This window comes from Streptomyces sp. NPDC014006, from assembly GCF_043088925.1.
GTDB lineage: Bacteria > Actinomycetota > Actinomycetes > Streptomycetales > Streptomycetaceae > Streptomyces.
In genome coordinates this window covers 42,842-69,080 of sequence record NZ_JBICAJ010000013.1, presented here as the reverse complement: position 1 = coordinate 69,080, position 26,239 = coordinate 42,842, and the positions used below count along the sequence as shown (strand labels likewise).

The window sequence follows — 26,239 nt, the reverse complement described above, 5'->3', positions numbered from 1 at the left end:
CAATATCGCAGCAGGGACTTCTCAGGCCCACAGGGCCGGGACCGGAGCGGGTGGCAGCGCCGGCGCCCGGGCGGGGATCACAGCGGCACGCACAGGGCCCCGTCGATCAGTTCGGCCGCCTCGGCCGTGCCCGCACAGCCGCTGCGCACCAGGTGCTCGCGCACCGCTCTGAGCCGGTCGCGCAGCCGCTGGGACTCCATCCCGCGGGCCTGCTCGGCCATCTGCACGGCCGTCGCCACCGCTTTGTCGGCGTTGCCCTGGCGCAGCTCGATCGTGCTGAGCATGGCCAGCCGGTGCACCCGGCCGCGGTCGTGGGCCGGGGTGTCCACCGCCGCCGTCGCGTGCTCCGCCGCCGCCCGCAGCTCGCCGAGGCTCAGCAGTGCCTCCGCCACCTGCACATTGACCAGGCCCGGCTGGACATAGCCGGTCTCGTCGGGTTCCTGACCGCGCCGGATGTGCTCGGCGGCCTGCTCGGCCCGCCGGATGCAGGACAGCGCGCTGCCACCGTCACCGAGGTGCGCGTACGCCTTCGCCTGCATCGCGTACAGATCGGAGGCGAGCGCGGGGGTGATGTCCCGGTCGGCGGCCCGCAGCGCGGCCTCGGCGAAGGCGACGGCCTGCCGGTACTCGCGCATGAACAGCGACTGGTTGACCAGCAGCGCTATCACGTACGCCCCGAGCCCCCGGTCGCCGCTGGCCTTGGCGAGCCGCAGCGCCTGGTGGAAGTAGCGCTGGGCGAGGCCGTGCGCGTCGGAGTCGTAGGCGCAGATGCCCGCGACGGCCACCAGACCGCCGGTGGCGCGGTGCAGTTGGCGGCCGGTCGCGTCGGTGTAGCCGCCGCGCAGCAGCGGCGCGGCCTCGGCGTTGAGGAACCCGACGATCCGTGAGCGGGTCGCGACGCCGCCGGTCTTGCGGTACATCTGCTCGTAGTGCGCGCGGGCGGCGCGCAGCATCTCGATGTCGGCCGGGGTGACCCGATGCTGGCCACCGCGCGAGACGTCCACGTCCTCCGGCGGGTTCTCCCACTCCCACACCGGCATCACGGCCGGGGTGCCGGTGACCGCGGGGGCGCCCAGCAGGTGCGGGCGCTGCTGCTCGTCGGACCGCCACAGGGCGGTCGCCCGCTCCACGAAGCCGGACAGGGAGGTGCCGTGCGGGGTGTGCGGCTCGCCCGGGACGCCGAGTCCGATGTCGTCGAGCGTGACGGGACGTTGCAGCCGGCCCGCGAGCACCTCGCAGATCAGGTCGGGTACTTGGCCGCGCGGCCGCTGGCCCTTCAACCAGCGGGCCACGGCGGTGTGTTCATAGCGCAGGGCGAGTCCGCGGGCCCGGCCGGCCTGGTTGACGTGCGCGGCCAGGCCGGCGTGCGAGATGCCCGCCTCGTCCAGGATCGCGTCGAGCAGTGTGTTGGGCTGCATGGGTGGCCCCCCGGGTGGCTCGGTGCCCGACAGAGTAGTGCGTTCCGCTTCACACGGGGTGTGTTCGCAATACGCATATCCAGGGTGTGCGCGCGGTGTCGCTCCGCGTGTTCGGCGGGGTTTCATGGGTCGCCTCGCAAGAGGCCCGGCCGGGCCTCCGGCTCCCCCTCTTCAAGCGGTGGCCCGGCCGGCGGCGTGGCGGTGCGATTCAGCGCCGCTGGGCTACCGGTGGTTCGCCGGGTGCGGGTGCGTGGTGGCCGGTCGCGCAGTTCCCCGCGCCCCTGGAGGCCGGCTGCGGCAGCCGTTCGTTTCCGAGGACGAGCAGGGCGATGTCTTCCCGGACACCCCGGTCGCCGAGGAGTTCGTCACCGTGCTGCTCCTGGAGATCGCCCGCGCCGGCCAGGTCCACGCCCTCGACTGCGGTCACCACTGGCCGTACCGCCTCGGCGGTCCGCGCGTCGAACCGCTGGCCCGTTCCGATCCGCTGCCCCCCTGGGCCCCTTCCCGCTCCCGGCCGACCTGCCCGCCTTGTCCTGCGTCCCCCGGCTGCCGCGCGAGATGCTCGTCCTGTTCCCCGACGGCGCGGAAGACGCCCGGGACCGCCACAGCCGCTTCTTCCCGCTACGGGCAGCACTGATCGGCGCGGTACGGGCATCGCCGATCACCCCTGAGCGGACTCACCGTCCGACCTGCCGAGGGGTGCTCGGCGCGGGCGTGCTCGCGCAGGTGCCGGGCCGGCGCCCGGTCCAGGCGGCGCGGGACGCCACCGAGACCGGGCTCGTCGTGCGCGGCCTCGCGGAAGCTGCCGAGGACCGCGGCGACCGTGCCGAGCGCCGAGAGCCCGTGGCCGCGCACGACGCCGGTGACGGCGCGGACGCCGTGTTCGGTGGCGACGACCTCGTACTGGCGAAACGGCACCCGGATGAGTGACGGGACCGGAGCGCCCCTGAAAGGGGCGCGGGGAACTGCGCGACCAGCCACGGCGATACCCGCACCCGGCAAACCACGCAGTCCCCAGGGCGACTAGCCGCGCAGCACAGCTCCCGTACGCTCAGCGGCCAGCGCAACGGCCGCGTCCCGAGCAGCCGACGCCTCATCCACCGTCAGCGTCCGGTCCCCCGCGCGGAAACGCAACGCGTACGCCAGCGACTTCTTGCCGTCGCCCAGCTGCTCGGCGTTCTCGTAGACGTCGAACAGCCGGATGTACTCGAGGAGTTCACCCGCGCCCTCGCGCAGCGCGGCCTCGACCTCGGCGGCCGGGACGGGCTTGTCCACGACGAGGGCGACATCCTGCGTGGCGACCGGGAAGGTCGAGATCCGCGGCGCCTGCGGGGTGTCGTCGCCGACCTGCTCCAGCGCGTCGAGGTTCAGCTCCATCGCGCAGGTGCGCTCGGGCAGGCCGAGGGTCTTCACCACGCGCGGGTGCAGCTCACCCGCGTGACCGATGACCTGCTCCTCGCCGTCGGCCACGACGGCCAGTTCGGCGCAGCGGCCGGGGTGCCACGGGCCGTACGCGCCCTTGCGGACGATCAGCTCGGCACCGGCCTCACGGGCGACGGCCCGCGCGGCCTCGATGGCGTCGGCCCAGCCGGCCGGGCGGCCCGCGCCCCACCAGCCGGCCTGCTCGCGGGCGCCCGCCAGGACGGCGGCGACGTGGCGCGGCTGCTCGGGCAGCGCGGCGTCGAGCTCGGCGATCTCCTCGTCGGTGGGACGCCGGTCGACGGGCAGCGCGGCGGCGGTCTTCTGCTCGGCGCGCGGGTGGAAGACCAGGCCGGTCTCGAAGAGGGCGAGGTCGTGCGAGCCCCGGCCGTCGTTGCGGCGCAGGGCACCCAGCAGGCCCGGCACCAGCGACGTGCGCAGAGCGGGCTCCTCGTCGTTGAGCGGGTTGGTGAGCTTGACGACGCGGCGGGCCGGGTCGTCGGCCTCCAGGCCGAGCTGGTCGAAGACCTGCTCGGAGACGAACGGGTAGTTCGGCGCCTCGACGTAGCCGGCCCCGGCCAGCGCGCGGCCGACGCGGCGGTGCAGGCGCTGACGGTGGGTGAGACCGCGGCCGGACGGCGGCTTGGGCAGCGTGGAGGGCAGGTTCTCGTAGCCCTCCAGGCGGATGACCTCTTCGGCCAGGTCGTTCGGGTCGGTGAGGTCGGGACGCCAGGACGGGACGGTGACGATGAGCTCGTCCTGCCCGTAGACGTCGCAGCCGATCTCCTGCAGGCGGCGCACGACGACCTCGCGGCCGTAGGTGACGCCCGCGACCTTGTCCGGGTGGTCCGCCGGGATGGCGATCGTGCGCGGCGCGGAGGGCGCGAGGACCTCGGTGACGCCGGCCTCGGCGGTGCCGCCCGCGAGGATCACCAGCAGGTCGACGGTGCGCTGCGCGGCAGCGGCGGCGGCCGCGGGGTCGACGCCGCGCTCGAAGCGGCGGGAGGCCTCTGAGGACAGCTTGTGGCGGCGGGCCGTGCGCGCGATGGACACCGCGTTGAAGTGGGCGGCCTCGACGACCACGTCGGTGGAGGCGTTCTCCACATCGTCGTGATCGGCGATCTCGGTGTTGGCGCCGCCCATGACGCCGGCGAGGCCGATCGGCCCGCGCTCGTCGGTGATGACCAGGTCCTCGGCGTCGAGGGTGCGGGTCACGCCGTCGAGCGTGACGAGCTTCTCGCCCGCCTCCGCCCGGCGTACGCCGATGGCGCCCTGGACCAGGTTGCGGTCGTAGGCGTGCAGCGGCTGGCCCAGCTCCATCATCACGTAGTTGGTGACGTCGACGGCGAGCGAGATCGGGCGCATGCCGACCTTCTGCAGCCGGCGCTGGAGCCAGATCGGGGAACGGGCCTCGGGGCTCAGACCGGTGACGGTGCGCGCGGTGAAGCGGTCGCAGCCGATCGGGTCCTGGACCTGCACCGGGTAGCCGAAGGCGTTCGGGGCGGGCACGTCGAGCAGGGCCGGGTCGCGCAGCGGCAGGCCGTAGGCGATGGCGGTCTCGCGGGCGACGCCGCGGATGGACAGGCAGTCGCCGCGGTTGGCGGTGACGGCGATGTCGAGGACCTCGTCGACCAGCTCCAGCAGCTCGACGGCGTCCTTGCCGATCTCGGTCTCCGGCGGCAGGACGATGATGCCCTTGGTGCCGTCGTCGCCCATGTTCAGCTCGTCGCTGGAGCAGATCATGCCGCGGGAGATCCGGCCGTAGGTCTTGCGCTCGGCGATCTGGAAGTCGCCGGGCAGCACCGCGCCGGGGAGGGCCACGACGACCTTGTCGCCGGCCTGGAAGTTGCGGGCGCCGCAGATGATCTCCTGCGGCTCGCCGGTGCCGTTGGCCTGGCCGACGTCGACGGTGCAGAAGCGGATCGGCTTCTTGAACTCCGTCAGCTCCTCGATGGTCAGCACCTGGCCGACGACCAGGGGGCCCTTGAGGTCGGCACCGAGCTGCTCGACGGTCTCGACCTCGAGACCGGCCGAGACGAGCTTCTCCTGGACGTCACGGCCGGATTCCGTCGCCGGCAGGTCGACGTACTCCCGCAGCCAAGAAAGCGGGACCCGCATCAGATCTCCATCCCGAAGGGCCGGGTGAACCGGACGTCACCCTCGACCATGTCTCGCATGTCTTCGACGTTGTGGCGGAACATCAGCATCCGCTCGATGCCGAACCCGAAGGCGAAGCCGCTGTACTTCTCCGGGTCGACACCGCAGGCGGTCAGCACCCGCGGGTTGACCATGCCGCAGCCGCCCAGCTCGATCCAGCCCTCGGAGGAGCAGGTGCGGCAGGGGCGGTCCGGGTTGCCGACGGACTCGCCGCGGCAGACGTAGCAGACCATGTCCATCTCGGCGGACGGCTCGGTGAACGGGAAGAAGTTCGGCCGCAGCCGCGTCTTCATGCCCTCACCGAACAGCGACTGGACCATGTGGTCCAGGGTGCCCTTGAGGTCGGCCATGGTCAGGCCCTCGTCCACGGCGAGCAGCTCGACCTGGCGGAACACCGGGGTGTGCGTGGCGTCCAGCTCGTCGGTGCGGTAGACGACACCGGGGCAGATCACGTAGACGGGCAGGTCGCGCTCCAGCAGGGAGCGGATCTGCACGGGCGAGGTGTGGGTGCGCAGCACCACGCCGGACTCGGTGCCGCCCTCGGGGCCCGCCACGAAGAACGTGTCGTGCTCGCCGCGGGCCGGATGGTCCGGGCCGATGTTGAGCGCGTCGAAGTTGAACCACTCGGCCTCGGCCTGCGGGCCCTCGGCCACCTCGTAGCCCATGGCCACGAAGATGTCCTCGATGCGCTCCGAGAGCGTGGTGAGCGGGTGGCGGGCGCCGGCCGGTACGCGGTCGTACGGCAGCGTGACGTCCACGTCCTCCTCGACCAGTACGCGCGCGTCCCGCTCGGCCTCCAGCTCGACCTGGCGCGCGGCGAGGGCCTTGTTCACCGCGCCCCGGGCCTGGCCGACCAGCTTGCCGGCGGCCGCCTTGGCGTGCGGGGGCAGCGCGCCGATCTCGCGGTTGGCCAGCGCCAGCGGGGAGGTGCCGCCGGTGTGGGCGACCTTGGCCTCCTGGAGCGCGTCGAGGGAGTCCGCGGCGGCGAAGGCGGCAAGCGCCTCGTCCCGCATGCGCTCGATCTCTTCCGGTTTCAACGCCTCGACCTCGACAGGGTCGTACGACTTATTCGGTGCCGACATCTCTTCCCGTGCTTCCGATTGGCTGGCGGATGGTCCCCGTGACCGTTGGTGGGCCGTGTGAAGGACACAAAGGTGCCAAAGGCCGAGTCTAACGGGGTGGAGGTATACGAATGCGCCCGTGGGTCACCAGGCGAGATACGCCGGCGCCGCCACGGGCAGCGTAAATCGGAATTCGGCGCCGCCCTGCTGGGCGCGGCCGACCGTGATCGTGCCGCCGTGGGCCTCGACGATGCCCTTGACGATGTACAGCCCGAGACCCGTGCCGCCGCGCTTGCTGCCCCGCCAGAAGCGGGTGAATACGCGGTTCATCGACTCCTCCGGGATGCCGGGCCCCTCGTCGCTCACCGTGACCGACGTGCCGGCCTCCTCCCCTTCGCGGGGGGACGCCGTGGCCGTGATGTCGATGGTGACGGTTCCCTCGCCGTGGCGCACGGCATTTTCGATCAGGTTGCTGAGCACCTGGTCGATCTTGTCGGGGTCGGCCCACAGGTCGGGCAGCGGCTGCTCCAGGCGCAGCAGGAAACGGTCGGCGGGCTGGCCGGCGGCGACGTAGGCCTGGATGTGACGCCCCACGGCGGCGCCGATGTCGACGGGCTGGCGGCGCACCTCCAGCCGGCCGGAGTCGATCCGGGAGATGTCCAGCAGCTCGGCGATCAGGCGGGTGACGCGGTCGGCGTCGGCGTCGACGGTCTCCAGCATCAGCCGCTTCTGGTCGTCGGTGAAGCGTTCCCACTTGGCCAGCAGGGTCGCGGTGAAGCCCTTCACGGAGGTGAGCGGGGATCGCAGCTCGTGGGCGACGGTGGCGATCAGCTCGGCGTGACTGCGCTCGGTACGGCGGCGGGCCTCGGTGTCGCGCAGCTGGACGACGACGCGCCGCACGGGCCCGGCGGGCTCGGCGCGCACATAGCGGACGGTGACGAGCACCTCGTGGCCGCCGGGCAGGAGGAGGTTGCGCTCGGGCTGCCGGGTGCGGATGGCGAGGCCGCCGTAGGGGTCGGTCAGCTGCCACCAGCGCCGTCCCTCCAGGTCCTCTAACGGCAGGGCCTTCTCCAGCGGCTGCCCGAGGGCCTCGGCGGCGGGAGTGGCGGTGATCCGCTCGGCGGCCGCGTTGAAGCAGACGACGCGGCCGTGCTCGTCGGCGACGACGAGGCCGTCGGGCAGGTCGTCGGGGTCGATGCCGGACGCGGCGGGATCACCGGGCGGCCGGGGCGCGGGCGCTCGCCGCACGTCCCGTGCTCCCGGTGCGCTGCTGGTGCCGACGCTCATCCCCGTATCCCACCTCTCAGGCAGCTGGGCAGCAGGCCCTCGAGCTGGTCACCCTACTAGCTCCCGGTGACGGAGCGGCACCCTCCGGAGGCGCGCTGTGCACGGGCCGACGCATACAGACATACGGCTGCGGCGGTCGCGAGGTTCAGACTCTCGGCCTTGCCGTGGATGGGGACGCGGACGACGGCGTCGGCGAGGGCGCGGGTCTGCGCCGGCAGGCCCCAGGCCTCGTTGCCGAACACCCAGGCGGTCGGCCCGCCCATGGTGCCCTTGTCCAGCTCCTCGTCCAGGTCGCGGTCCCCGGCCCCGTCGGCGGCGAGGATGCGCACCCCGGCCGCCTTCAGTCCGTCGATGGCCTGCTCGACGGGGACGCCGACGGCGACGGGCAGGTGGAAGAGGGAGCCGACGGAGGCGCGGACGGCCTTCGGGTTGTACAGGTCGACGGAGGCGTCGGTGAGGACGACGGCCTCGGCACCGGCGGCGTCGGCGCAGCGCAGCACGGTGCCGGCGTTGCCGGGGTCGCGGACGTGGGCGAGGACGGCGACGAGCCGGGGCCGGCGCTCGAGGATCTCCTCGAAGGGGGTGTCAAGGAACCGGCACACGCCGACGAGCCCCTGCGGCGTCACGGTGGTGGAGATGTCCTCGATGACCTGCTCGGAGGCGAGGTGGATGCGGGCGCCGGCGGTGCGGGCCTCGCCGATGATGTCGGCGTAGCGCTCCGCGGCCTCCACGGTGGCGAACAGCTCGACCAGCGTGTCCGCGTGCCCGGCCGCCTCCCGCACGGCCTGCGGCCCCTCCGCGAGAAACAGCCGCTCCTTCCCCCGGAAGTTCCGCTTGGCCAGCCGCCGAGCGGCGAGAACTCGGGGGGAACGGGGCGAGATCAGCTCAGGGCTGACGGGAGGCATCCTCTTCTTCACCTTCACGAGAATTTCAACGTGCAGCGCGTCTTGGACTGCGGCGCTACAGCCGACCCAGGGGCGCGGGGAACTGCGCGACCGGCCACCACGGACCCGCAGCCGAACGACGACAGACGAACCGCAACAACAGGACCCGCAAGCGCACAGCCTGCGGGTCCTGCAGTGAACGTCGGCTCAGAGCCAGCGCAGCGTCACGCGGCCTTCGGCGCGTTGACGTCCGACGGCAGCGCCTTCTGCGCCACCTCGACCAGCGCCGCGAACGCGTTCGCGTCGTTGACCGCCAGCTCGGCCAGGATCTTGCGGTCGACCTCGACGTTCGCGGCCTTCAGACCCTGGATGAAGCGGTTGTAGGTGATGCCGTTGGCGCGGGCAGCGGCGTTGATGCGCTGGATCCACAGCTGGCGGAAGTCACCCTTGCGCTTCTTGCGGTCGTTGTAGTTGTAGACCAGCGAGTGGGTGACCTGCTCCTTGGCCTTGCGGTACAGGCGCGAACGCTGACCGCGGTAGCCGGAGGCCTGCTCGAGGATCGCCCGGCGCTTCTTGTGGGCGTTGACTGCCCGCTTGACGCGTGCCACTTGTTAACTCCTTGTAGCGGGGCCGTGGGTGTGCTCACACGGCCCGGAATCGATTGGGTCCCGGTCCAGCCGTACGGCGCTCAGTGGCGCCCGTACGTCACTTGCCGAGAAGCTTCTTGATCTTCGCGGCGTCGCCCGGGGCCATCTCGGCGTTGCCGGTGAGGCGACGCGTCACGCGGGACGACTTGTGCTCGAGCAGGTGGCGCTTGCCGGCGCGCTCACGGAGCACCTTGCCGGAGCCGGTGACCTTGAAGCGCTTGCTGGCACCGCTGTGCGACTTGTTCTTCGGCATAGCGCCGTTCTCTCCTCGTCGGTGGCGCTCCGGTGCCCGGTCGCTGAAACCGGGCACGGTGGAGCGTCGCTCTTGTATCGGTTACATCCTTGGGGACGGGTGTCCCCCGGGATCACGCCTCGGCGGAAGCCTCGGCAGGTGCCTCGGCAAGGTCCTCGGCAAGGTCCTCGTCGTGGGCCTCGGCGTTCACAGCGTCCGGGTCCGCGGCGTTCTGCGACTTACCGGGGTTCGCCTTCGCCTCGGCCTTGCGGGCCTCCTGCGCCTGGCGGGCCTCGGCCATCGCCTCGGTCTTCTTCTTGTGCGGACCGAGAACCATGATCATGTTGCGGCCGTCCTGCTTCGGGTTCGACTCGACGAAACCGAGGTCCTGGACGTCCTCCGCGAGGCGCTGCAGCAGCCGGTAGCCCAGCTCGGGCCGGGACTGCTCGCGACCACGGAACATGATCGTGATCTTGACCTTGTCGCCCTGCTTGAGGAACCGGACGACGTGACCCTTCTTGGTGTCATAGTCGTGCGGGTCGATCTTCGGCCGGAGCTTCATCTCCTTGATGACCGTGTGCGCCTGGTTCTTGCGCGCCTCACGGGCCTTCATGGCCGACTCGTACTTGAACTTCCCGTAGTCCATGAGCTTGCACACGGGCGGACGGGCGTTCGCCGCTACCTCAACCAGGTCGAGGTCGTACTCCTGAGCAAGCTCCAGTGCCTTCGCGAGCGGCACGATGCCGACCTGCTCGCCACTGGGACCGACAAGTCGCACCTCGGGAACGCGAATCCGGTCGTTGATGCGGGGCTCGGCGCTGATGGATCCTCCTCGGTAGCACCAACGCGGCGGTCTGGCGGACAGCCGCGTATGTCTGTTTTCCTGAGACCAACCGCGCCGAAGCAGAAAAAATGCCCCGGACGATCACAGGCGGGGCTCCTCGCACTACCGGAGCACCGCCGCGACACATCGCGGGGCGCGCTTTCGGACGACTCCATCGTCCGTACGGAACGATGGTGGCCGTCTGACCGGATGACCCGCCGTCCCGGAGGACGATCAGGTGGGAGTTCGGAGCCTCCACTTGTGGGCCGTCCACACTGTCCTGCTCATGTGCGTGTCCGGCCGGTCGTCACACAAGGTTAGCAGCTACCCGGGGGTGGTGCGAATCGCCGTGGTCCGGGGCCTATCGTGTGGGACATGAGTGAGACCCCTCCTGAGTCCCCCGACTTCGACGCGATGACCCGCGACATCGCCGAGGTCCCCGCCGTCGAGGTGATCGTGACGGTCGCCGTCAACCTGATGAGCGCCGCCGCGGTGAAGCTCGGCCTGACGGAGGAGGGTGACGAGCACAAGGACCTGGACGAGGCCCGCAAGCTGGTGCACGCCCTCGCCGGTCTGCTCGACGCGTCCGCGACCGAGATCAGCTCCTTCCACGCGGCGCCGCTGCGCGACGGCCTGAAGTCGCTGCAGCTGGCCTTCCGCGAGGCGTCGATCGTCCCGGACGAGCCGGGCCAGGGGCCGGGCGAGAAGTACACCGGTCCGGTCTACGGCTAGCAGTTCATCCGCGTACGTACAGGGGCTCGCCCGGAGGCGTGGCCGAGGCCGGCAGGACTGCCAGGTCGAGGCCGCGCACCAGGCGGGCCCTCAGCGTTTCGTCGGCGGCCAGCCGCCCGGCGACCGCACGCGCGGCCTCGGCCGGCGCGGCGGCCGGGTCGAGAACGAGGGCGAGGGTGCCGTCGGCCTGTCCGGGACCGAGGTGGGCGCGCAGCACGGCCGGCTCCGCCGCCACGGCCGTGCGGACGGCGTCGAGCACCGCCGGGTCGGCGAGCGGGTCGGTGCTGGTGCGGCCCTCGGCGAGCGCGAGCAGCGCGGGGCCGGTGAGTTCGAACGGCACGGGCCCGGCCAGGTCGAGCACGACCGTGTCGGCCTTCTCGTGCGCGGCGGCCTGCAGCGCCTGGTGCAGGGGTACGGCGACGGGGCGGGCCGCCGGATCCCAGCGGGCCAGGGAGTCGGTGGAGGTGAAGGCGGGCAGCGCGGTCCGGTTCCCGGCCTTCAGGGTCGGCACCGCCATGTCGGAGCTCTTCTCGCGGCGCAGCCCGTTCTCGTCCTCCTCGACCTCGCCCAGCACGGCCACCACCGGCACGAGCAGCCGGGCGCCCTTGAGCGCGGCCAGAACGGGAGCGACGGCCGTGCGGTCCTCGGCCCAGGCGGCGAGCGCGGCGCTCAGCCGGGGGTCGGCGGAGCCGTCGTCGTCGGAGAAGCCCGGGTCGGGAATGTTCTTGTTCGCCACGGTCCCGACCCTACGTGGTGGGGCCGGGGCGGCGTTCACAGGGCGTCGTACTCCCCGGGCCGGCCCCGCCAGTCGTCCTCCCGGCGCCGCCCCCGCCACAGGACGACGGCCACGACCAGCAGCACTCCGCCGACGCTGCCCGCGAGCGGGGCCGCCCAGTCGCTGGTGTCGTCCTTTTCGCGGGCGGACTCGGGCCCCTCACCGAAGTACTTCTCGCCGTAGGCCGCCGAGCGCAGGCCCTGCGGCTCTAGACGGGCGGCCGCCTTGATGGCGGCGGCCGGGTCGACGAACCCGAAGCCGCGGGAGTCGTCGCGGCCGCCGACGGGCGCGCTGCGGGCGGTCTGCTCCAGCAGCTGCTTGATCTGGGCCGGGGTCAGTCCCGGGTGGGCGGCCTTGATCAGCGCGACGCAGCCGGAGACGAACGCGGAGGCCGCGGAGGTGCCCCAGCCCTGGTAGTAGCGGTGGTCGGGGTCGGCGATCACTATGTCGACGCCGGGGGCACTGACCGTGGCGTACCAGCGGCGGGTGGAGAAGGAGGCGCGGGTGCCGAAGCGGTCGACGGCGGTGGCGGCGATGACGCCGGGATAGGCCGCCGGGTAGGAGATGTGGTCGCCCTTCTCCCCGCCGTTGCCGGCCGAGGCGACGACGACGGCGCCCTTCTTCAGGGCGTACTGGACGGCCTCGTCCTCACCGGCCTCGGGGTGCGCGGAGGCGGAGTCGTCGCCGAGGGAGAGGTTGATGACGTCGGCGCCGTGGTCGGCGGCCCAGCGGATGCCCTCGGCGAGGGCGTTGCCGCGGGTGCGGCGGGCCCGGTCGCGGTCGGGGTCGCTGTCCTCCAGGATCACGCGGACGGGCAGGATCCTCGCCTTCGGCGCGATGCCCATGACGCCGTCGGCGCCGCCGGGGCCGTGACCGTGCCCGGCGATGATCGAGGCCATCGCGGTGCCGTGCCGGGCCCAGGGCCGCTGGCCCTCCTTGGCGCCGAAGCCGACGAGGTCGGCGCCGGTCAGGACGTTGCCGGTGAGATCGGGGTGGTCTGCCTCGACGCCGGTGTCGAGGACCGCGACGGTGACGCCCTCACCGCGGGTGGTGCGCCAGATCTGCTGGGCGTGCAGGGCGTCCAGGGCCCACTGCTGGCCCCGTATGCCGTCGGCGTGCGCGGGGGCGGCGGGCAGCAGCGCGAGGGAGCCGGCGAGCAGACAGGCGAGCAGCCCCGTGCGGCCCGCGCGCACGACGGTGGTGGGGCGGCTCATGACGACGTCTCCGTGGGCGAGGTCGCGCTGTGGCGCAGGTTCTTCTCGATGCGGCCGGCCAGGCCCTCCGCCTCGTTGCCGAGGCCGGCCTGGACGGGGGCGGTGGTGGCGCCGGACGTGGTGGCCGGGGCGGGCTGCGGGCTGTCGACGGTGCGGCCGTCGGCCCAGCCGGAGACGGCGTAGACGACGACGGGGGCGTCGGTGAGCACGGTGATCGTCCATGCGGCGCGCTGCCGGTCGCCGAAGCCGGCGGCCGGGGTGCCGGCGGCGGCGTAGGGGCGGGGCATCAGGTCGGGGCGGGTGCCGAGGCCCTCGGTGCGCAGGCGGGTGCTCAGAGCCCGCATGCCGGCCGGGTCGGCCTTGGTGAACAGCAGGCCGACCGTGGTGACGTAGCTCTGGGTGGCGTCGGTGTACGTGGCGCGCAGCAGGCGGGCGCAGCCGACGGGGGCGAGGGCCTGGCGCAGCAGCGGGTCGAAGGCGTCGGCGCAGCCGCCGTCCGGGGCGACGGCGACCCGGGTCCAGGTGCGGTCGGCGCCGCCGGGACCGGCGTTCGGGCCGGACACGCTCGGCGGGAAGAGCTGGTCGACGGGCACGTTGTGCCACAGTCCGGCGGCCGCGGTGAACGTGCCGGCCTTCCCGGTGTCGTCGGAGTCGCCGGTCAGCCAGGCCCCGGTGACGGCCCCGCCGATGAGCCCGAGGCCGAGGACGAGACACACGGCGGCCGCGACGGAGTGGCGCCGCATCCGCGCCGGAACGGTGGAGGGCCGGTCGTCGAAGAACTCGGGCCGGCCGAACGACACCCGCGGCCGTGCCGGTCCGCCCGTGCTCCAGGACAGCGCGGGGTCGGGCGAGGGGGTGGGAGCGGGAACGGCGGGGTGCGGGCGGCGGCCGGGTGCGCCGCCGGGGGTCACCCCGTCCGGCGAGCCGCCGCCTGCGGCTCCGAACGGCGTCCCGGAGGCCTCCGGGACGCCGGACGGGCCGGGGACGCGTCCCGTACGGCCCGGGTCCGGCCGGGAGAAGGGGTCGGGTCCGGGGCGGCCCCCGCGGTACGCGGCCGACGCACCCGTGTCACCGAGGCCGGCCCCGGGCGCGTGGGAAGGCTGCTGCAGCACGCCCTGCCCGGCGCGTGCGGGCGAGCCGAGGTAGGACGAGGAGGCCGTAGCGGCGGCCGAACCGGAGGCGCCGGAAGGGGCCGAAGCGGAAGCGGCCGAACCGGCTCGGGCCGACGATCCGGAATCCTTCGCGACGTCGTCGGCGGCGGGGATGGGACGCAGGCGGGTGGTCGTCTCGGCCGGGGTCTCCTCCGGCACGGACCCGCCCGCGCGCAGGCCGCCTATGCCCCGGCCGATCGTCGGCGGGGCGTCCGGGAAACGGGCAGACGCGGGCGGCGGCGGAGCGTCCCGTCCGGCGTCGGCCGGCGGACCGGGCCGCAGCAGCGGAAAGCGCGGCGCGGACGCCGCGGGACCGGCGGAGCGACGCCCGGTGGGAGCGGAAGCGGAACCGGAGACAGGACTCGAAGCGGAGCCATGATCCGGCGCGGAACCGGAGGCAGGATCCGAAGCCGGACCGAAGGCGGAACCCGTCGCCGGGGCCGGCCCGCCGGCCGTCGGGCGGTCCGGCTGGGACCGGGCGCCGTGGCGTGCCTCCGTGCTCATGCACCCCCCGTTTCCTCGGCCCCGGACCATCGCTTCGCCTGCGCTGCGCGTCACTCTACGGGTTGGACCTGGCCGGACGGGAACCAGTCCGGGGAGCCCGGGGCATCTGCCCGGAACGTCCCCCTACCCTGCGGTAATCCCGTCTGGCAGGCTGCCGTCATGACTGCGCGCGCCGCCGACCGGGCCCGTTACGACAGGGCCACCGCCCATCTCGACGCCCCCGTGGCGATCGTGGACCTGGACGCCTTCGACGCCAACGCGGACGATCTGGTCCGCCGTGCCGGGGGCAAGCCGATCCGGGTCGCCAGCAAGTCCCTGCGCTGCCGGGCGCTGCTGGAACGGGCCCTGGCCAAGGACGGCTTCCGCGGCGTCATGTCGTTCACGCTCGCCGAGTCCCTGTGGCTCGCGCGCTCCGGCTTCGAGGACGTCCTGCTCGCCTACCCGTCGGCCGACCGACCCCGGTTCGCGGAACTCGCCGCCGATCCCAAGCTGGCGGCCGCGGTGACCGTGCTGGTCGACGACGTGGCGCAGCTCGACCTGATCGACGCCGCGCGCGGCGACGGGCGCGAAGTCGTGCGCGTCTGCCTGGAGTTGGACACGTCCCTGCGGCTGCTCGGCGGCCGGGTCCGGGTCGGCGCCCTGCGTTCCCCGCTGCACTCCCCCGCCCAGGTGGCCGAGCTGGCGCGCGCCGTGACCCGCCGGCCGGGCTTCAAGGTGGTCGGGCTGATGGCGTACGAGGGGCACATCGCAGGGGTCGGCGACGCGGTCACGGGGCGGCCGCTGCGGTCGCGGGCGATCCGGCTGATGCAGGCCACCGCCCGCCGTGAACTGGCCGAGCGGCGCGCCGCGGTGGTGCGCGCGGTGCGGGCCCTGGTGCCGGACCTGGAGTACGTCAACGGCGGCGGCACCGGGAGTGTGCAGCACACGGCCGCCGAGGACGCCGTCACGGAGATCGCGGCCGGGTCGGGGCTGTACGTGCCGCGGCTCTTCGACAACTACACGTCGTTCAGCGGCCGTCCGGCGGCCCTGTTCGCGCAGCCGGTGGTGCGCCGGCCGGGCGTGGGCGTGGTGACGGTGCTGGGCGGCGGCTACCCGGCCTCGGGCGCGGCCGGACCGGACCGGCTGCCGGTGCCGTATCTGCCCGAGGGGCTGCGGTACGACCCGCAGGAGGGGCCCGGCGAGGTGCAGACGCCGCTGCTCGGCTCTCCGGCCGACGATCTGCTGATCGGCGACAAGGTGTGGTTCCGGCACGCCAAGGCCGGCGAGCTGTGCGAGCGGTTCGACGTGCTGCATCTCGTCGAGGGCGACCGGGTCACCGCGACCGTGCCGACGTACCGGGGCGAGGGACACACGTTCCTGTGACGCCTCGGCGGCTCACGGGGTGGGGCCGATGCTGCTGCCCACGCCGCCGCCGGTGGCCGCGTCGCCGAGCGGCCGGATGCCGTGGGTGATGCGGTCCATGTCGGCGAGCGGCGGCCCGTCCTGGCCGGCGTCGAAGACGTAGCGCACGACGACGGGTGCCTCGGTGCCCGTGCTGGAGGGGAAGACGAGGGACTGGACGTATCCGCCGGGACCCTTGGCGGTGGTGACGTGCCAGCGCACGTAGTACCCGGCGCGGCCCGCCACTGCCGCCGGGCCCTGGGCCACGACCTGGTGGCCGGTCATCCCGCCGAAAGGGCGCCGGTTCAGGGTGTCCTGGTCGAAGGCCAGGCCGGAGGCCTCGCTGATGTCGGCCTTCGCCAGTGCCTCGGGTGAGGTCTGGTCGGTCGAGGTCGCCGTGTGGGTGGTGACCAGGCCGTGGCGGCACATCCCGGGGTCGCCGGGGCAGTCGTAGGTGCCGTCCGTGGTCATGACGACGGAGTCGTCGGCGACGAACTCGGGTCGCACCCAACCGTCGGGCATTCTCAGCGTGATGCCGTTGAGCTGGTCGACGACGACGGACGGGTCACCCGTGGGCGACGCGGAGGACGGCTCGGGGGTGGGCGGCTCGTCCGTCCCCGTGGAGAGGGCCGGGGCGGGCTGCGGGGCCGTCCCGGCGGTCGGGTCGCCGCCGCCGTCGCCCTTGCCCAGCAGGAGCGCGCCGGTGGCGATCGCCGCGACGAGCACGACCCCTGCGACGGTGAGGGCGACGGCCCTGGCGCGCCCCGGGGCGGCCGCCGGCTGCGGGACCGTCGCGGGCTGCGGCGGGAACGCCACCGGCGGCGTCGGGAACACCGGCGGCTGCGGTGCGGCCGCCTGGTGCACCGGCACGGTCGGCGGTGCCGGGGCCGGGCGGGTGCGCCGGTGCTCGGTCCAGGCCGTGCCGTCCCACCAGCGCTCCAGGTGCGCGGCGGACGGGTCCGGGTACCAGCCGGGCGGGGGCGTCATGCTCATCCCCGCACTGTAGGGCCCGGCCTGACGGTCAGTACACGGTGTCCCGCTGGTCGGGCACCACCGAGCCGTCCTCGCGCCGCACCGGGCCCCGCGTGCCGTCGGGCGCGGTGTACGCGGTCGTCGCGCACGGGTAGGGGGCGCTGCGGCGGGGCAGCGGCTGGAGGAACATCGGGTTGACCAGCCAGTGGCCGTCGGCGTCGTCGTAGGCCCTGCACATCAGTTCGGGCTTGTTGCGGTTGATCACGAGGTGCACGGCGGTCGCGTCGGCCACGAACGTGGCGTCGGTGTCGGCGTCGCCGCCGGCCAGCGCGGGGCGGCGCGGCCAGGGCTGGCGCTGCCAGGCGGCGGGGCCGCGGACGCCGTAGATGTCCTGGTTGATCCAGCAGCGTTTGCCGTCGATGTACGGGATCACCGCGCCGCGGGTCGCCGCGACGCCGCCGCAGCCCTCGGTCCACGGGGTGATGCGGCCGTGGCGGTCCAGGACCGAGCGGATGGCGATGGTGTGCGCGGCGTCGACGCCCACCCCGCGCGACCAGACCTCGGTGATCGGTTCGGAGCCCGCGGAGACGATGTAGACGTCGAAACCGGCCCGCCGCAGGGTGCGGATGAGGTCGCGCTGCTGGTCGTAGTAGCGGACGTAGGCAGGGAGGGTGTGGGTGCCGACCCTGCGGGTGGCGCCGACGGGGGCGGCGAGGGCCTCGCGGCGGGCGGCGGCGGCGTAGGAGGCGAGGTCGGCGGGGGTGCGGCCGGTGAACAGCTGCGGCACCCAGGCGTACTGCGGGACCGTGCGCCGGTGGTCGAAGGTCTCGGCGAAGGCGGGGGCGCCGCTCATGGTGGTGCCCCTCTCGCGCAGGGCGAGGATCTCGTCGGTGCAGCGGGCGTTGCGGGAGGTGGGCAGCGGGGCGCCCGCCGGGCCGCTGCCGCAGCCGCGGGTCAGGGCGCGGTCGGCGGCGGCGGTGAGCCAGGCGCTGGTGTCCTTCCAGCGGGCCGGGCGCAGCAGCCGGTCGTGGCGCAGCGCCCAGGCGAGGGTGGCGTCGGTGACGTCGTTCTTGACGACGGTGTTGTCCCAGTCGAACACGGCGACCGGGCGGGGGCGGCCGGGCCGGCCGGCGCAGGTGCCGCGGGCGTCGATCACCCGCTGGAGGTGGGCGCGGTTGTCGCCGTACCAGGCGGTGGTGAGGCGGGGGCAGGCGCCGCGGCCGACGGGCTGGGCGGCGGGCGCGGCCGCCAGGACGGCGGCCGCGGCCAGGGTCCACGCGAGGAGCTGTCGCATACGCCCGGACCGTACCGTTTCCTTCCTTACAGGGGGGTGACGTACGCGCCGGAGATTCCGCCGTCCACGAGGAAGTCGGTGGCGTTGACGAAGGAGGAGTCGTCGCTGGCGAGGAAGGCGACGGCGGCGGCGATCTCCTCGGCCTCGGCGAACCGGCCGACCGGGATGTGCACGAGGCGGCGCGCGGCCCGCTCGGGGTCCTTGGCGAACAGCTCCTGCAGCAGCGGGGTGTTGACCGGCCCGGGGCACAGGGCGTTGACGCGGATCCCCTCCCTGGCGAACTGCACACCCAGTTCCCGGGACATCGCCAGCACGCCGCCCTTGGAGGCGGTGTAAGAGATCTGGCTCGTGGCCGCGCCCATCCGGGCCACGAAGGACGCGGTGTTGATGATGGAGCCCTTGCCCTGGCGGCGCATGTAGGGCAGGGCGGCCTTGCAGCACAGGTAGACGGAGGTCAGGTTGACCTCCTGGACGCGCTTCCACGCCTCCAGGCCGGTCTCCAGGATGGAGTCGTCGTCGGGCGGTGAGATGCCCGCGTTGTTGAAGGCGACGTCGACGCTGCCGTAGGTGTCGTACGCGGCCCGGAACAGGGCCTCGACCTGCTCGGGGTCGGTGACGTCGACCTTCACGAACAGCCCGCCGGTCTCCTCGGCGGCCGCCTTGCCGCGGGCCTCGTCGACGTCGCCGCACACCACGTGCGCGCCCTCGGCGGCGAGGCGGCGGGCGGAGGCGAGGCCGATGCCGCTGCCGGCTCCGGTGACGACGGCGGTCCGGCCGACGAGGCGGCGGCACACGATCTCTTGGGTCACTGCGCGGGGCCCTCCGTGCTGATGAAGACGTTCTTGGTCTCGGTGAAGGCGGCCAGCGCGTCCGGGCCGAGCTCGCGCCCGACGCCGGACTGCTTGAACCCGCCGAAGGGGGTCCAGTAGCGGACGCTGGAGTGGGAGTTGACGGACAGATTGCCCGCGCGTACGGCCTGGGAGACGCGCAGGGCGCGGCCGACGTCCCGGGTCCAGATCGAGCCGGACAGGCCGTAGTCGGTGGCGTTGGCGAGCGCGACGGCCTCGCGCTCGTCCCGGAAGGGCAGGACGACGGCGACGGGCCCGAAGACCTCCTCGACGGCCACGCGCGCGTGCGGGTCGACGCCGGTCAGGACGGTCGGCGGGAACCAGTAGCCGGGGCCTTCGGGGGCCTTGCCGCGGATGCCCTCGGCGTCGCCCGGGACGTAGGAGCGCACCCGGTCGAGCTGGGCGCGGGAGATGAGCGGGCCCATCTGCGTGGACTCGTCGGCGGGGTCGCCCACGACGACGGACTCGACGGCCGGGGCGAGCAGGGAGAGGAAGCGCTCGAAGACGGAGGCCTGGACGAGGATGCGGCTGCGGGCGCAGCAGTCCTGGCCGCTGTTGTCGAGGAAGGACATGGGGGCGGCGGTCGCGGCCTGTTCGAGATCCGCGTCGGCGAAGACGATGTTGGGGCTCTTGCCGCCCAGCTCCAGGGTGATCCGCTTGAGCCGGTCGGCGCCCTTGGCCCACACCTGTCTGCCCACGGCCGTGGAGCCGGTGAACACGATCTTGGCGACGCCGGGATGCTCGACGAGCGCGGTGCCCGCGACCGGCCCGTGCCCCGGCAGCACCTGGAACAGCCCCTCGGGCAGCCCGGCGGCCACGGCCAGTTCGGCCAGCCGCAGGGCGGTGAGCGGGGTGGTCTCGGCGGGCTTGAGGATCACGGCGTTGCCCGCGGCGAGCGCGGGCGCGGTGCCCCAGGCGGCGATGGGCATGGGGAAGTTCCACGGCGCGATGACGCCGACGACACCGAGCGGCTCCAGGATGGTCACGTCCAGGCCGCCGGGCACCGGGATCTGCCGCCCCGTCAGCCGCTCCACTCCCCCGGCCGCGTAGTCGAGCAGGTCGCGCACATTGCCCGCCTCCCAGCGGGCGTTGCCGATGGTGTGCCCGGCCTCGCGGACCTCCAGCAGGGCCAGCTCCTCCAGGTGCTCGTCGACGACCCGGGCGAAGCGGCGCAGCAGCCGGGCGCGGTCCCCGGGCGGGAAGGCGGCCCACTTCGTCTGTGCCCGTACGGCGCGTACGACGGCGGCGTCCACGTCGGCGGCGGTCGCGGCCGGGACGGTGGCGACGACCTCCTCGGTGGCGGGGTTGAGGACCTCGAGGACGTACGGGTCGGACGGGTGGCTCACGAAGGGCCTCACATGCGTTCGAAGGAGCGGCGCAGCTCCCAGTCGGTGACGGCGGCGTCGAAGGCGTCCAGTTCGACGCGGGCCATGGTGCGGTAGTGCGCGACGACCTCGTCACCGAAGGCGGCCTTGGCCAGGAGGCTGTTCTCCCACAGCTCGGCGGCCTCGCGGAGGGTGGTCGGGACGTGCGCGAAGTCGGCGGCGTAGGCGTTGCCGGGGCAGGGCTCGGGCAGCTCCAGCTTCTGCTCGATGCCGTACAGCCCGGCAGCGACCATGCCCGCCACCGCGAGGTGCGGATTGACGTCCCCGCCGGGCAGGCGGTTCTCGAAGCGCAGGGAACGACCGTGGCCGACGACGCGCAGGGCGCAGGTGCGGTTGTCGTGGCCCCAGGCGACGGCGGTCGGCGCGAAGGAGCCCGGCTGGAACCGCTTGTAGGAGTTGATGTTCGGCGCGTACAGCAGCGAGAACTCGCGCAGCGCGGCGAGCTGCCCGGCCAGGAAGTGCCGCATCACGTCGGACATGCCGCCCCCGTCGGCGGCCATGACGCTGCGGCCGTCGGCGTCGGCGAGGGAGAGGTGGATGTGGCAGGAGTTGCCCTCGCGCTCGTTGTACTTGGCCATGAAGGTGAGCGAGACGCCCTCCTGGGCGGCGATCTCCTTGGCGCCGGTCTTGTAGATCGCGTGCTGGTCGCAGGTGGTCAACGCCTCGGCGTAGCGGAAGGCGATCTCGTGCTGGCCGGGGTTGCACTCGCCCTTGGCGGACTCGACGGTCAGCCCGGCGCCGGCCATCTCGTTGCGGATACGGCGCAGCAGGGGCTCGATGCGCCCGGTGCCGAGGATCGAGTAGTCGACGTTGTACTGGTTGACGGGCGTGAGAGCGCGGTAACCGGAGTCCCAGGCCTGCTCGTAGGTGTCGCGGAAGACGATGAACTCCAGCTCGGTGCCGGCCTGCGCGGTGTAGCCCAGGGCGGCGAGCCGCTCGAGCTGGCGGCGCAGGATCTGCCGGGGCGCGGCGGCGACGGGTGAGCCGTCCTCCCAGGCGAGGTCGGCGATCAGCAGGGCGGTGCCGGGGTGCCAGGGGACGCGCCGCAGGGTCCGCAGGTCGCCACGCATGGCGAAGTCGCCGTACCCCAGGTCCCAGGAGGACATGGCGTACCCGTCGACGGTGTTCATGTCGGCGTCGACGGCGAGGAGGTAGTTGCAGCCCTCGGTGCCGTGGTGCAGGACCTCGTCGAGGAAGAAACGGGCGGCGAACCGCTTGCCCTGGAGCCTGCCCTGCATGTCGGGGAAGGCCAGGACGACGGTGTCGATGTCACCGCTCGCGACGAGGGCGTGCAGTTCCTCGACGCTGAGCGGGGGTGTGCGGTCTGCCACGGGAGAGCCTCCTCGGGCTGCTGCGGCGTTCTCGTCCGGCACCGGAAGCCATAAGGTATTGCTGTTGACCTTTGCTTGGGAAGGGGACGCGGCGAGATGGCGCGGACGCAGGGGGAGAGTGGGCCGGCTCGGGCGGCGGACCGGCTCGCGCCGCTGCTGCGGCCGGTGCGGGCGGGCAACGGCTTCGAGGAGGCGCTGGAGCAGATACTCCAGGTGGTCCGGCTCGGTCTGGTACCGGCCGGCGGACGGCTGCCCGCGGAACGGGAGCTGGCCGAGCGGCTGGGGATCAGCCGGGTGACGCTGCGCGAAGTGCTGAAGGTCCTCCAGGACCAGGGGCTGGTGGAGGCGCGGCGCGGCCGCTACGGCGGAACGTTCGTGCTGCCACGCCCCCAGGCGGCCGGCGCCGGCGGCGAGGACGAGCTGCGCCGCCGGATCGCCGAGGTCGACATCGAGGACGTGCTGCGGTTCCGGGAGGTGCTGGAGGTGGGCGCGGCGGGCCTGTGCGCTCAGCACGGTCTGACACCCGACCGGGCGGACCGGCTGCGCGAGGCGCTGGCGGCCACCCAGGACGCGCCGCTGGCGGACTACCGCCGCCGCGACACCCTGCTCCACCTCACCCTGGCCGAACTGAGCGGCTCGGCCACGCTCACCGCCCAGTACGCGGCGGTTCGGGCCACGGTGAACGACCTGCTGGACTGCATCCCGCTGCTGGTGCGCAACCTGGAGCACTCCCAGCGCCAGCACACGGCACTGGTCGAAGCGGTCCTGGACGGCGACGCGGACGGCGCCCGCGAGATGATGCGCGAGCACTGTGCGGGCACGGCGGCACTGCTGCGGGGCTTCCTGGCGTGAGGGCGCCTCCGGTCGGCGGGGAGCGGCGGGGCAAAGGTGCGGTCGAGGGCCATTGCGGGGGTGCGAGGGCCGTCATCCTCGTGCCGTCGAAGCGCCCGGACGGACCGCGTCAACGCCCTCTCTCACGCCCCTGAGCCCCCCGGCCGGGACGGCGACCGGGTCAAGGACAGCAGCTCCCGTGCCGGGCCCGCCGGCCGGTGCCCCGCCGGCCACACCGCCCGCAGGGCCCGCGCCAGCGCAACGCCCTCCACCGGCACCCGCACCAGCCGCCGGGACGCCAGCTCCTCCCCCACCACCAGTTCGCTCAGCACCGCGGGCCCCGCTCCGCTCACCGCCGCCGCCTTCACCGCGGTCGTCGACGACAGCTCGATCAACGGCACCGCGGGCGAATCCAGCGCCGCGTCCAGCACCTGCCGCGTCCCCGACCCGGTCTCCCGCAGGATCAGCGGCGTCGCCGCCAGCTCCTGGGCCGAGACGGCTCCCCGCCGGCGCCGCGCCCAGGGGTGTCCGGGAGCGGTGACCACGATCAGCCGGTCCCGGGCGATGACCGCGGAGTCCAGTCCGCCGGGCACCGTCAGCCCCTCCACGAACCCGAGGTCGGCCTCTCCGGCCAGCAGCCGTTCGGCGACCACCGCGGAGTTCCCGGCGAGCAGCGACACCGCGGTGTCGGGCCGCCGCGTGCGCAGCGCGATCAGCCACCCGGGCAGCAGGTACTCGGCGATGGTCATGCTCGCGGCGACCCGCAGCCGCGAGTCCCGCCGGTCCCGCAGCGCCTGCGCGCCCACGTCGAAGGCCTCGGCCGCCTCGACGACCCGCCGCGCCCAGTCCGTCACGAGCGCCCCGGCGTCCGTCAGCCGCGACCCGCGCGGCGAGCGGTCCACCAGGCCGACGCCCAACTGCCGTTCCATCGAGCGGATACGGCTGCTCGCGGCGGGCTGGGTGATGCCCAGCTCCCGCGCCGCGGCGCCGAGGCTGCCCAGCCGTGCCACGGCCAGCAGCAGCTCCAGCGCGCCGAGATCCGGCACCCGGTGGGCCAGCGACCCGCCCGGCGACGGGGCCCCGCTCTCGGTCCCGCTCACGTCTGCCATAAACCCAGCTTATGTGCTCATAGAGCCGTGATCCCTGGTGGGTGCCGCCCGCTCACGGCACGGTGAAAACATGATCACCGCAGTCCGGCACCTGGGACCCAACTGGTACGCCACCGTGATGGGCACCGCCATCCTCGCCACGGCCGGCATCTCCCTGCCCGTCCCTCTGCCCGGCCTGCGCCCGGCCTGCGCGGGGCTGTGGGCCCTCGCCCTGGCGATGCTGCTGCTCCTGCTCACCGCCCGCGCCCTGCACTGGCGCCACCACCGCGACCAGGCCCGCGCCCACCTGCTGGACGCGGCCATGGCCCCCTTCTACGGCTGCCTGGCGATGGCCCTGCTCTCCGTCGGCGCCGGCGCGCTGACCGCGGGGCGCGACTGGATCGGGACGACGGCCGCCATCGTCCTGGACACCGTGCTGTTCACCACCGGTACGGCCATCGCCCTCGCGGCCGCGGTCGCCGTGCCGTACCTCATGGCCGTACGCCATCGGGTGCCGGTGCTGGAGGCCACGCCCGTGTGGCTGCTGCCGCTCGTGGCACCGATGGTGGCGGCCGCCGCCGGCCCGCTGCTGGTTCCGCACCTGCCGCCCGGTCAGCCGCGTGAGACGCTGCTCCTCGCCTGTGTCGCCCTGTTCGGACTCAGTGCGCTGGCGGTCCTGCTGATGCTGCCGCTGCTGTTCGCCCGCACGATCGCAGGGCCGCTGCCGCTCGCGCTCACCCCGACGCTGTTCCTGGTGCTGGGGCCGCTCGGCCAGTCCACGACCGCGGTGGGCAAGTTCGCCGACGCCGCCCCTGAGGCGATGCCGGGGTCGGCTGGCACGGGCTTCGGGATGTTCGCCGTCCTGTACGGCGTGCCGGTGACGGGGTTCGCGCTGCTGTGGCTCTGCCTGGCCGGTGCCCATGTGGTGCGCGCTCGGCGCCGCGGCATGGGGTTCACGATGACCTGGTGGGCGTTCACCTTCCCGGTCGGCACCTGTGTCACCGGCGCCGAGGCGCTGGCCCGGCACACCGGTCTCGCCGCGTTCGACGCCCTGGCGCTCGGCCTGTACGCCCTGCTGGTCGCCGGCTGGCTCGCCGCCGCCGTGGGCACCGCCCGCGGGCTGCTCAGCGGTGAGCTGCTGCGAGGGCCGCGCCCAGTACCCGTGGCGCCTCGGCCAGCGACGGCCCGTACCACGTCAGGTGCCGTCCGCTGACCAGCGCGCAGGCGAGCCCGTCGAAGGCCGCGGGCCCGTCCTCGGCGGTGAAGCGGTAGGGCTCGTCCGGCAGCACGACGACATCCGGAGCGGCCGCCCGCAGTTGCTGAAGCGGCACGCGCGGGTAGCGCTCCGCGTGCCCGGCGTACAGCTGGTCGACGCCCAGCCGGGCCAGCACGTCGCCGGCGAAGGTGTCACGGCCCAGCACCATCCACGGCCGACGCCAGATCGGCACGACGGCGCTCCGGCGCGCGGCCGGTTCCGGGAGCGTCCGCCATGCCGCCTCGGCCTCGTCCAGCCAGCGCGGCCGCTGCCGCACCCCGCAGGCCGTGACGACCCGGTCCAGTTCCCGGAAGGCCTGCGGTACGTCGCGCACCTCGGTGACCAGCACCTCGACGCCGGCGGCGCGCAGCGCGTCCAGGTCGGCGGCGCGGTTCTCCTCCTCGTTGGCGACGACCAGGTCGGGCGCGAGGTCGAGAATGCGCTCGATCCCGGGGTTCTTGGTGCCGCCGACGCGGACCACGTCCAGGCCCGCGGGATGGGTGCACCAGTCGGTGGCGCCGACCAGGACGCCGGGCGCGGAGGCGGCGACGGCCTCCGTCAGCGAGGGCACCAGCGAGACGACCCTCACCGGCGCGGCCGGTCCCGTACGGCCTCGATGTGCTCGGCGACGGCGACGACGATCAGCCGGGTGTCGGGCACGGTCGCCCGCCAGCGGTGACGCACCCCGCCGGTCAGATACAGGGTGTCGCCGCGGCCGAGCCGGTAGGCGCGGCCCTCGGCCTCGATCTCGACGGCGCCGTCGGCGACGTACATCAACTGGTCGTTGCGGTACTGGAACTCGCGGCCGGCGTCGTGGTCGCCGAGGAACTCCGAGGCGTGCATCTGGTGGTGCCCGCGCACCAGGGACCGCACGTGCGGCACCGGCCCGGGTTCGAGGTCCTCCGCGCGTACCAGGTCGACGCTGGAGGCCGGGTCCGCGGCGGCGAGCAGCTCGACCGCGGTGGTGCGCAGGGCGTCGGCCAGCTTCTCCAGGGAGCTGCGGCTGGGCCGCGCCCGGTCGTTCTCGACCTGGCTGAGGAAGGGCACCGACAGGCCGCTGCGCTCGGCCACGACGGCGAGCGTGAGATCCAGGGCCCGGCGGCGCCGCCGCACGGCCGCGCCGACCCGAAGGGGCTGCTCTTTGTGGTCGCCCATCGCTCCGGCTCCCTCCTTCGCTCGTCGTCCCGATCGTCGCGCCGCTCGGTGGGTCCCGGTCGGCGGGTGCGCGTGAGTTCTCTGCACCCTACGCATGTTCGGCGAACCGTTTCATGCGGCCGTCCCGACGAGGACCCGCGGGGTGGGCTCCGACCTGATGGTTCGCGCCAGTGGATCACCTGCCCGGGCGGTCGGCGGATGGGGCGTTCGGCGTACCGCGATCCCCGTGTCATGTTCAATGTGGTGGCCGTCCCGGGTTGTTCCCGCGTTCGGGAACCGGGTTCTGGCGGTGACATAGCGGTGCGTGGTTGGCCGGATCCTTGTGGTGGCCTCGGGTCGCCGGAGACGACCCGAGGGGTGGGCCGGCCCACGCGGTCAGGTGGCGTGGGTGGCCCA

General features: G+C 73.7%; 24 protein-coding genes and 1 pseudogene. 4 read left to right on the top strand and 21 right to left on the bottom strand.

The features are described from left to right. Positions 1-77: 77 nt before the first annotated feature. The 10 genes and pseudogenes from ACF1GV_RS34400 to infC form a co-directional block, all read right to left on the bottom strand. A complete protein-coding gene (locus ACF1GV_RS34400) occupies positions 78-1,418 on the bottom strand; it encodes a transcriptional regulator (RefSeq protein ID WP_391688873.1) in 1,341 nt (446 codons plus the stop codon). Between the two features lie 208 nt (positions 1,419-1,626). Next, the gene (locus ACF1GV_RS34395; RefSeq protein WP_391688869.1) at positions 1,627-1,845 is read right to left on the bottom strand and encodes a hypothetical protein; all 219 of its coding nucleotides are present in this window, start codon (positions 1,843-1,845) and stop codon (positions 1,627-1,629) included. A gap of 260 nt (positions 1,846-2,105) precedes the next feature. Then, positions 2,106-2,321, bottom strand: a pseudogene (locus ACF1GV_RS34390) (serine/threonine-protein phosphatase); the annotation flags it as partial. Positions 2,322-2,441: 120 nt separating this feature from the next. Continuing rightward, positions 2,442-4,955 carry a phenylalanine--tRNA ligase subunit beta gene (gene pheT / locus ACF1GV_RS34385; protein WP_391688866.1) on the bottom strand — a complete coding sequence of 838 codons (2,514 nt, stop codon included), beginning with the start codon at positions 4,953-4,955 and terminating at the stop codon, positions 2,442-2,444. Then, positions 4,955-6,076, bottom strand: a complete 1,122-nt coding sequence (pheS, locus tag ACF1GV_RS34380) for a phenylalanine--tRNA ligase subunit alpha (RefSeq protein ID WP_363264936.1) — start codon at positions 6,074-6,076, stop codon at positions 4,955-4,957. The genes pheT and pheS overlap by 1 nt, the downstream gene beginning before the upstream one ends. Positions 6,077-6,199: 123 nt before the next feature. After that, positions 6,200-7,342: an ATP-binding protein gene (locus ACF1GV_RS34375; RefSeq protein ID WP_391688861.1), complete on the bottom strand. Its 1,143-nt coding sequence runs from the start codon at positions 7,340-7,342 to the stop codon at positions 6,200-6,202. A gap of 56 nt (positions 7,343-7,398) precedes the next feature. Further along, positions 7,399-8,247: a TrmH family RNA methyltransferase gene (locus tag ACF1GV_RS34370; RefSeq protein ID WP_391688858.1), complete on the bottom strand. Its 849-nt coding sequence runs from the start codon at positions 8,245-8,247 to the stop codon at positions 7,399-7,401. 203 nt (positions 8,248-8,450) lie between these two features. Then, the gene (gene rplT / locus ACF1GV_RS34365) at positions 8,451-8,834 is read right to left on the bottom strand and encodes a 50S ribosomal protein L20 (RefSeq protein WP_006141703.1); all 384 of its coding nucleotides are present in this window, start codon (positions 8,832-8,834) and stop codon (positions 8,451-8,453) included. A 97-nt stretch (positions 8,835-8,931) separates the two neighbouring features. Next, positions 8,932-9,126 carry a 50S ribosomal protein L35 gene (gene rpmI, locus ACF1GV_RS34360; RefSeq protein WP_004933563.1) on the bottom strand — a complete coding sequence of 65 codons (195 nt, stop codon included), beginning with the start codon at positions 9,124-9,126 and terminating at the stop codon, positions 8,932-8,934. Between the two features lie 112 nt (positions 9,127-9,238). Then, the gene (gene infC, locus ACF1GV_RS34355; protein WP_363265145.1) at positions 9,239-9,928 is read right to left on the bottom strand and encodes a translation initiation factor IF-3; all 690 of its coding nucleotides are present in this window, start codon (positions 9,926-9,928) and stop codon (positions 9,239-9,241) included. Positions 9,929-10,303: 375 nt separating this feature from the next. Between infC and ACF1GV_RS34350 the strand changes: the two genes are divergently transcribed. Next, complete coding sequence (locus ACF1GV_RS34350; RefSeq protein WP_391688854.1) at positions 10,304-10,660, top strand: DUF1844 domain-containing protein; 357 nt, start codon at positions 10,304-10,306, stop codon at positions 10,658-10,660. Between the two features lie 4 nt (positions 10,661-10,664). Here the strand turns inward: ACF1GV_RS34350 and ACF1GV_RS34345 are convergent, their stop codons facing one another. From ACF1GV_RS34345 to ACF1GV_RS34335, 3 genes are read right to left on the bottom strand one after another with little or no spacing between them, the layout of a single operon-like run. Continuing rightward, positions 10,665-11,396, bottom strand: a complete 732-nt coding sequence (locus ACF1GV_RS34345; RefSeq protein WP_391688851.1) for an SseB family protein — start codon at positions 11,394-11,396, stop codon at positions 10,665-10,667. Positions 11,397-11,431: 35 nt separating this feature from the next. Then, entirely contained in the window at positions 11,432-12,649 is a 1,218-nt protein-coding gene (gene mycP / locus ACF1GV_RS34340) for a type VII secretion-associated serine protease mycosin (RefSeq protein WP_391688848.1), read from the bottom strand. Further along, positions 12,646-13,959 carry a hypothetical protein gene (locus tag ACF1GV_RS34335; protein WP_391688846.1) on the bottom strand — a complete coding sequence of 438 codons (1,314 nt, stop codon included), beginning with the start codon at positions 13,957-13,959 and terminating at the stop codon, positions 12,646-12,648. The genes mycP and ACF1GV_RS34335 overlap by 4 nt, the downstream gene beginning before the upstream one ends. 504 nt (positions 13,960-14,463) lie before the next feature. Between ACF1GV_RS34335 and ACF1GV_RS34330 the strand changes: the two genes are divergently transcribed. Continuing rightward, positions 14,464-15,666 (top strand): amino acid deaminase/aldolase, encoded by a 1,203-nt coding sequence (locus ACF1GV_RS34330; RefSeq protein WP_391688843.1) that lies wholly within the window; start codon positions 14,464-14,466, stop codon positions 15,664-15,666. A gap of 12 nt (positions 15,667-15,678) precedes the next feature. On the opposite strand, the gene ACF1GV_RS34325 is transcribed toward ACF1GV_RS34330, so the two are convergent. From ACF1GV_RS34325 to ACF1GV_RS34305, 5 genes are read right to left on the bottom strand one after another with little or no spacing between them, the layout of a single operon-like run. Next, the gene (locus ACF1GV_RS34325) at positions 15,679-16,677 is read right to left on the bottom strand and encodes a DUF2510 domain-containing protein (protein WP_391688840.1); all 999 of its coding nucleotides are present in this window, start codon (positions 16,675-16,677) and stop codon (positions 15,679-15,681) included. A gap of 28 nt (positions 16,678-16,705) precedes the next feature. Next, positions 16,706-17,950: a haloacid dehalogenase-like hydrolase gene (locus ACF1GV_RS34320; protein ID WP_391688837.1), complete on the bottom strand. Its 1,245-nt coding sequence runs from the start codon at positions 17,948-17,950 to the stop codon at positions 16,706-16,708. Between the two features lie 26 nt (positions 17,951-17,976). Next, complete coding sequence (locus ACF1GV_RS34315; RefSeq protein ID WP_391688834.1) at positions 17,977-18,759, bottom strand: 3-oxoacyl-ACP reductase; 783 nt, start codon at positions 18,757-18,759, stop codon at positions 17,977-17,979. Further along, positions 18,756-20,144 carry an aldehyde dehydrogenase family protein gene (locus ACF1GV_RS34310; RefSeq protein ID WP_391688831.1) on the bottom strand — a complete coding sequence of 463 codons (1,389 nt, stop codon included), beginning with the start codon at positions 20,142-20,144 and terminating at the stop codon, positions 18,756-18,758. The genes ACF1GV_RS34315 and ACF1GV_RS34310 overlap by 4 nt, the downstream gene beginning before the upstream one ends. 8 nt (positions 20,145-20,152) lie before the next feature. Beyond that, entirely contained in the window at positions 20,153-21,514 is a 1,362-nt protein-coding gene (locus tag ACF1GV_RS34305; RefSeq protein WP_391688828.1) for a glutamine synthetase family protein, read from the bottom strand. Positions 21,515-21,610: 96 nt separating this feature from the next. On the opposite strand from ACF1GV_RS34305, the gene ACF1GV_RS34300 reads away from it, so the two are divergent. Then, positions 21,611-22,366: a FadR/GntR family transcriptional regulator gene (locus tag ACF1GV_RS34300; RefSeq protein ID WP_391688826.1), complete on the top strand. Its 756-nt coding sequence runs from the start codon at positions 21,611-21,613 to the stop codon at positions 22,364-22,366. 122 nt (positions 22,367-22,488) lie between these two features. Here ACF1GV_RS34300 and ACF1GV_RS34295 read toward each other — a convergent pair whose 3' ends face one another. Then, on the bottom strand, positions 22,489-23,454 hold the full coding sequence (locus tag ACF1GV_RS34295) for a LysR family transcriptional regulator (protein WP_391688823.1): 966 nt from the start codon (positions 23,452-23,454) through the stop codon (positions 22,489-22,491). Positions 23,455-23,524: 70 nt separating this feature from the next. Between ACF1GV_RS34295 and ACF1GV_RS34290 the strand changes: the two genes are divergently transcribed. Further along, entirely contained in the window at positions 23,525-24,646 is a 1,122-nt protein-coding gene (locus tag ACF1GV_RS34290) for a TDT family transporter (RefSeq protein WP_391688820.1), read from the top strand. On the opposite strand, the gene ACF1GV_RS34285 is transcribed toward ACF1GV_RS34290, so the two are convergent. Next, on the bottom strand, positions 24,558-25,277 hold the full coding sequence (locus ACF1GV_RS34285) for a helical backbone metal receptor (protein WP_391688817.1): 720 nt from the start codon (positions 25,275-25,277) through the stop codon (positions 24,558-24,560). The two genes, ACF1GV_RS34290 and ACF1GV_RS34285, sit on opposite strands and share 89 nt — an antisense overlap. Continuing rightward, positions 25,274-25,843: an XRE family transcriptional regulator gene (locus tag ACF1GV_RS34280; RefSeq protein WP_363264921.1), complete on the bottom strand. Its 570-nt coding sequence runs from the start codon at positions 25,841-25,843 to the stop codon at positions 25,274-25,276. The genes ACF1GV_RS34285 and ACF1GV_RS34280 overlap by 4 nt, the downstream gene beginning before the upstream one ends. Between the last annotated feature and the right edge of the window lie 396 nt (positions 25,844-26,239).

Coding starts and splice junctions, on each gene's coding strand:
- ACF1GV_RS34400 (WP_391688873.1), bottom strand. CDS start 1,418: ATGCAGCCCAACACACTGCTCGACGCGATCCTGGACGAGGCGGGCATC.
- pheT (WP_391688866.1), bottom strand. CDS start 4,955: ATGCGGGTCCCGCTTTCTTGGCTGCGGGAGTACGTCGACCTGCCGGCG.
- pheS (WP_363264936.1), bottom strand. CDS start 6,076: ATGTCGGCACCGAATAAGTCGTACGACCCTGTCGAGGTCGAGGCGTTG.
- ACF1GV_RS34375 (WP_391688861.1), bottom strand. CDS start 7,342: ATGAGCGTCGGCACCAGCAGCGCACCGGGAGCACGGGACGTGCGGCGA.
- ACF1GV_RS34370 (WP_391688858.1), bottom strand. CDS start 8,247: ATGCCTCCCGTCAGCCCTGAGCTGATCTCGCCCCGTTCCCCCCGAGTT.
- rpmI (WP_004933563.1), bottom strand. CDS start 9,126: ATGCCGAAGAACAAGTCGCACAGCGGTGCCAGCAAGCGCTTCAAGGTC.
- ACF1GV_RS34350 (WP_391688854.1), top strand. CDS start 10,304: ATGAGTGAGACCCCTCCTGAGTCCCCCGACTTCGACGCGATGACCCGC.
- mycP (WP_391688848.1), bottom strand. CDS start 12,649: ATGAGCCGCCCCACCACCGTCGTGCGCGCGGGCCGCACGGGGCTGCTC.
- ACF1GV_RS34330 (WP_391688843.1), top strand. CDS start 14,464: ATGACTGCGCGCGCCGCCGACCGGGCCCGTTACGACAGGGCCACCGCC.
- ACF1GV_RS34325 (WP_391688840.1), bottom strand. CDS start 16,677: ATGAGCATGACGCCCCCGCCCGGCTGGTACCCGGACCCGTCCGCCGCG.
- ACF1GV_RS34320 (WP_391688837.1), bottom strand. CDS start 17,950: ATGCGACAGCTCCTCGCGTGGACCCTGGCCGCGGCCGCCGTCCTGGCG.
- ACF1GV_RS34300 (WP_391688826.1), top strand. CDS start 21,611: ATGGCGCGGACGCAGGGGGAGAGTGGGCCGGCTCGGGCGGCGGACCGG.
- ACF1GV_RS34295 (WP_391688823.1), bottom strand. CDS start 23,454: ATGGCAGACGTGAGCGGGACCGAGAGCGGGGCCCCGTCGCCGGGCGGG.
- ACF1GV_RS34290 (WP_391688820.1), top strand. CDS start 23,525: ATGATCACCGCAGTCCGGCACCTGGGACCCAACTGGTACGCCACCGTG.
- ACF1GV_RS34280 (WP_363264921.1), bottom strand. CDS start 25,843: ATGGGCGACCACAAAGAGCAGCCCCTTCGGGTCGGCGCGGCCGTGCGG.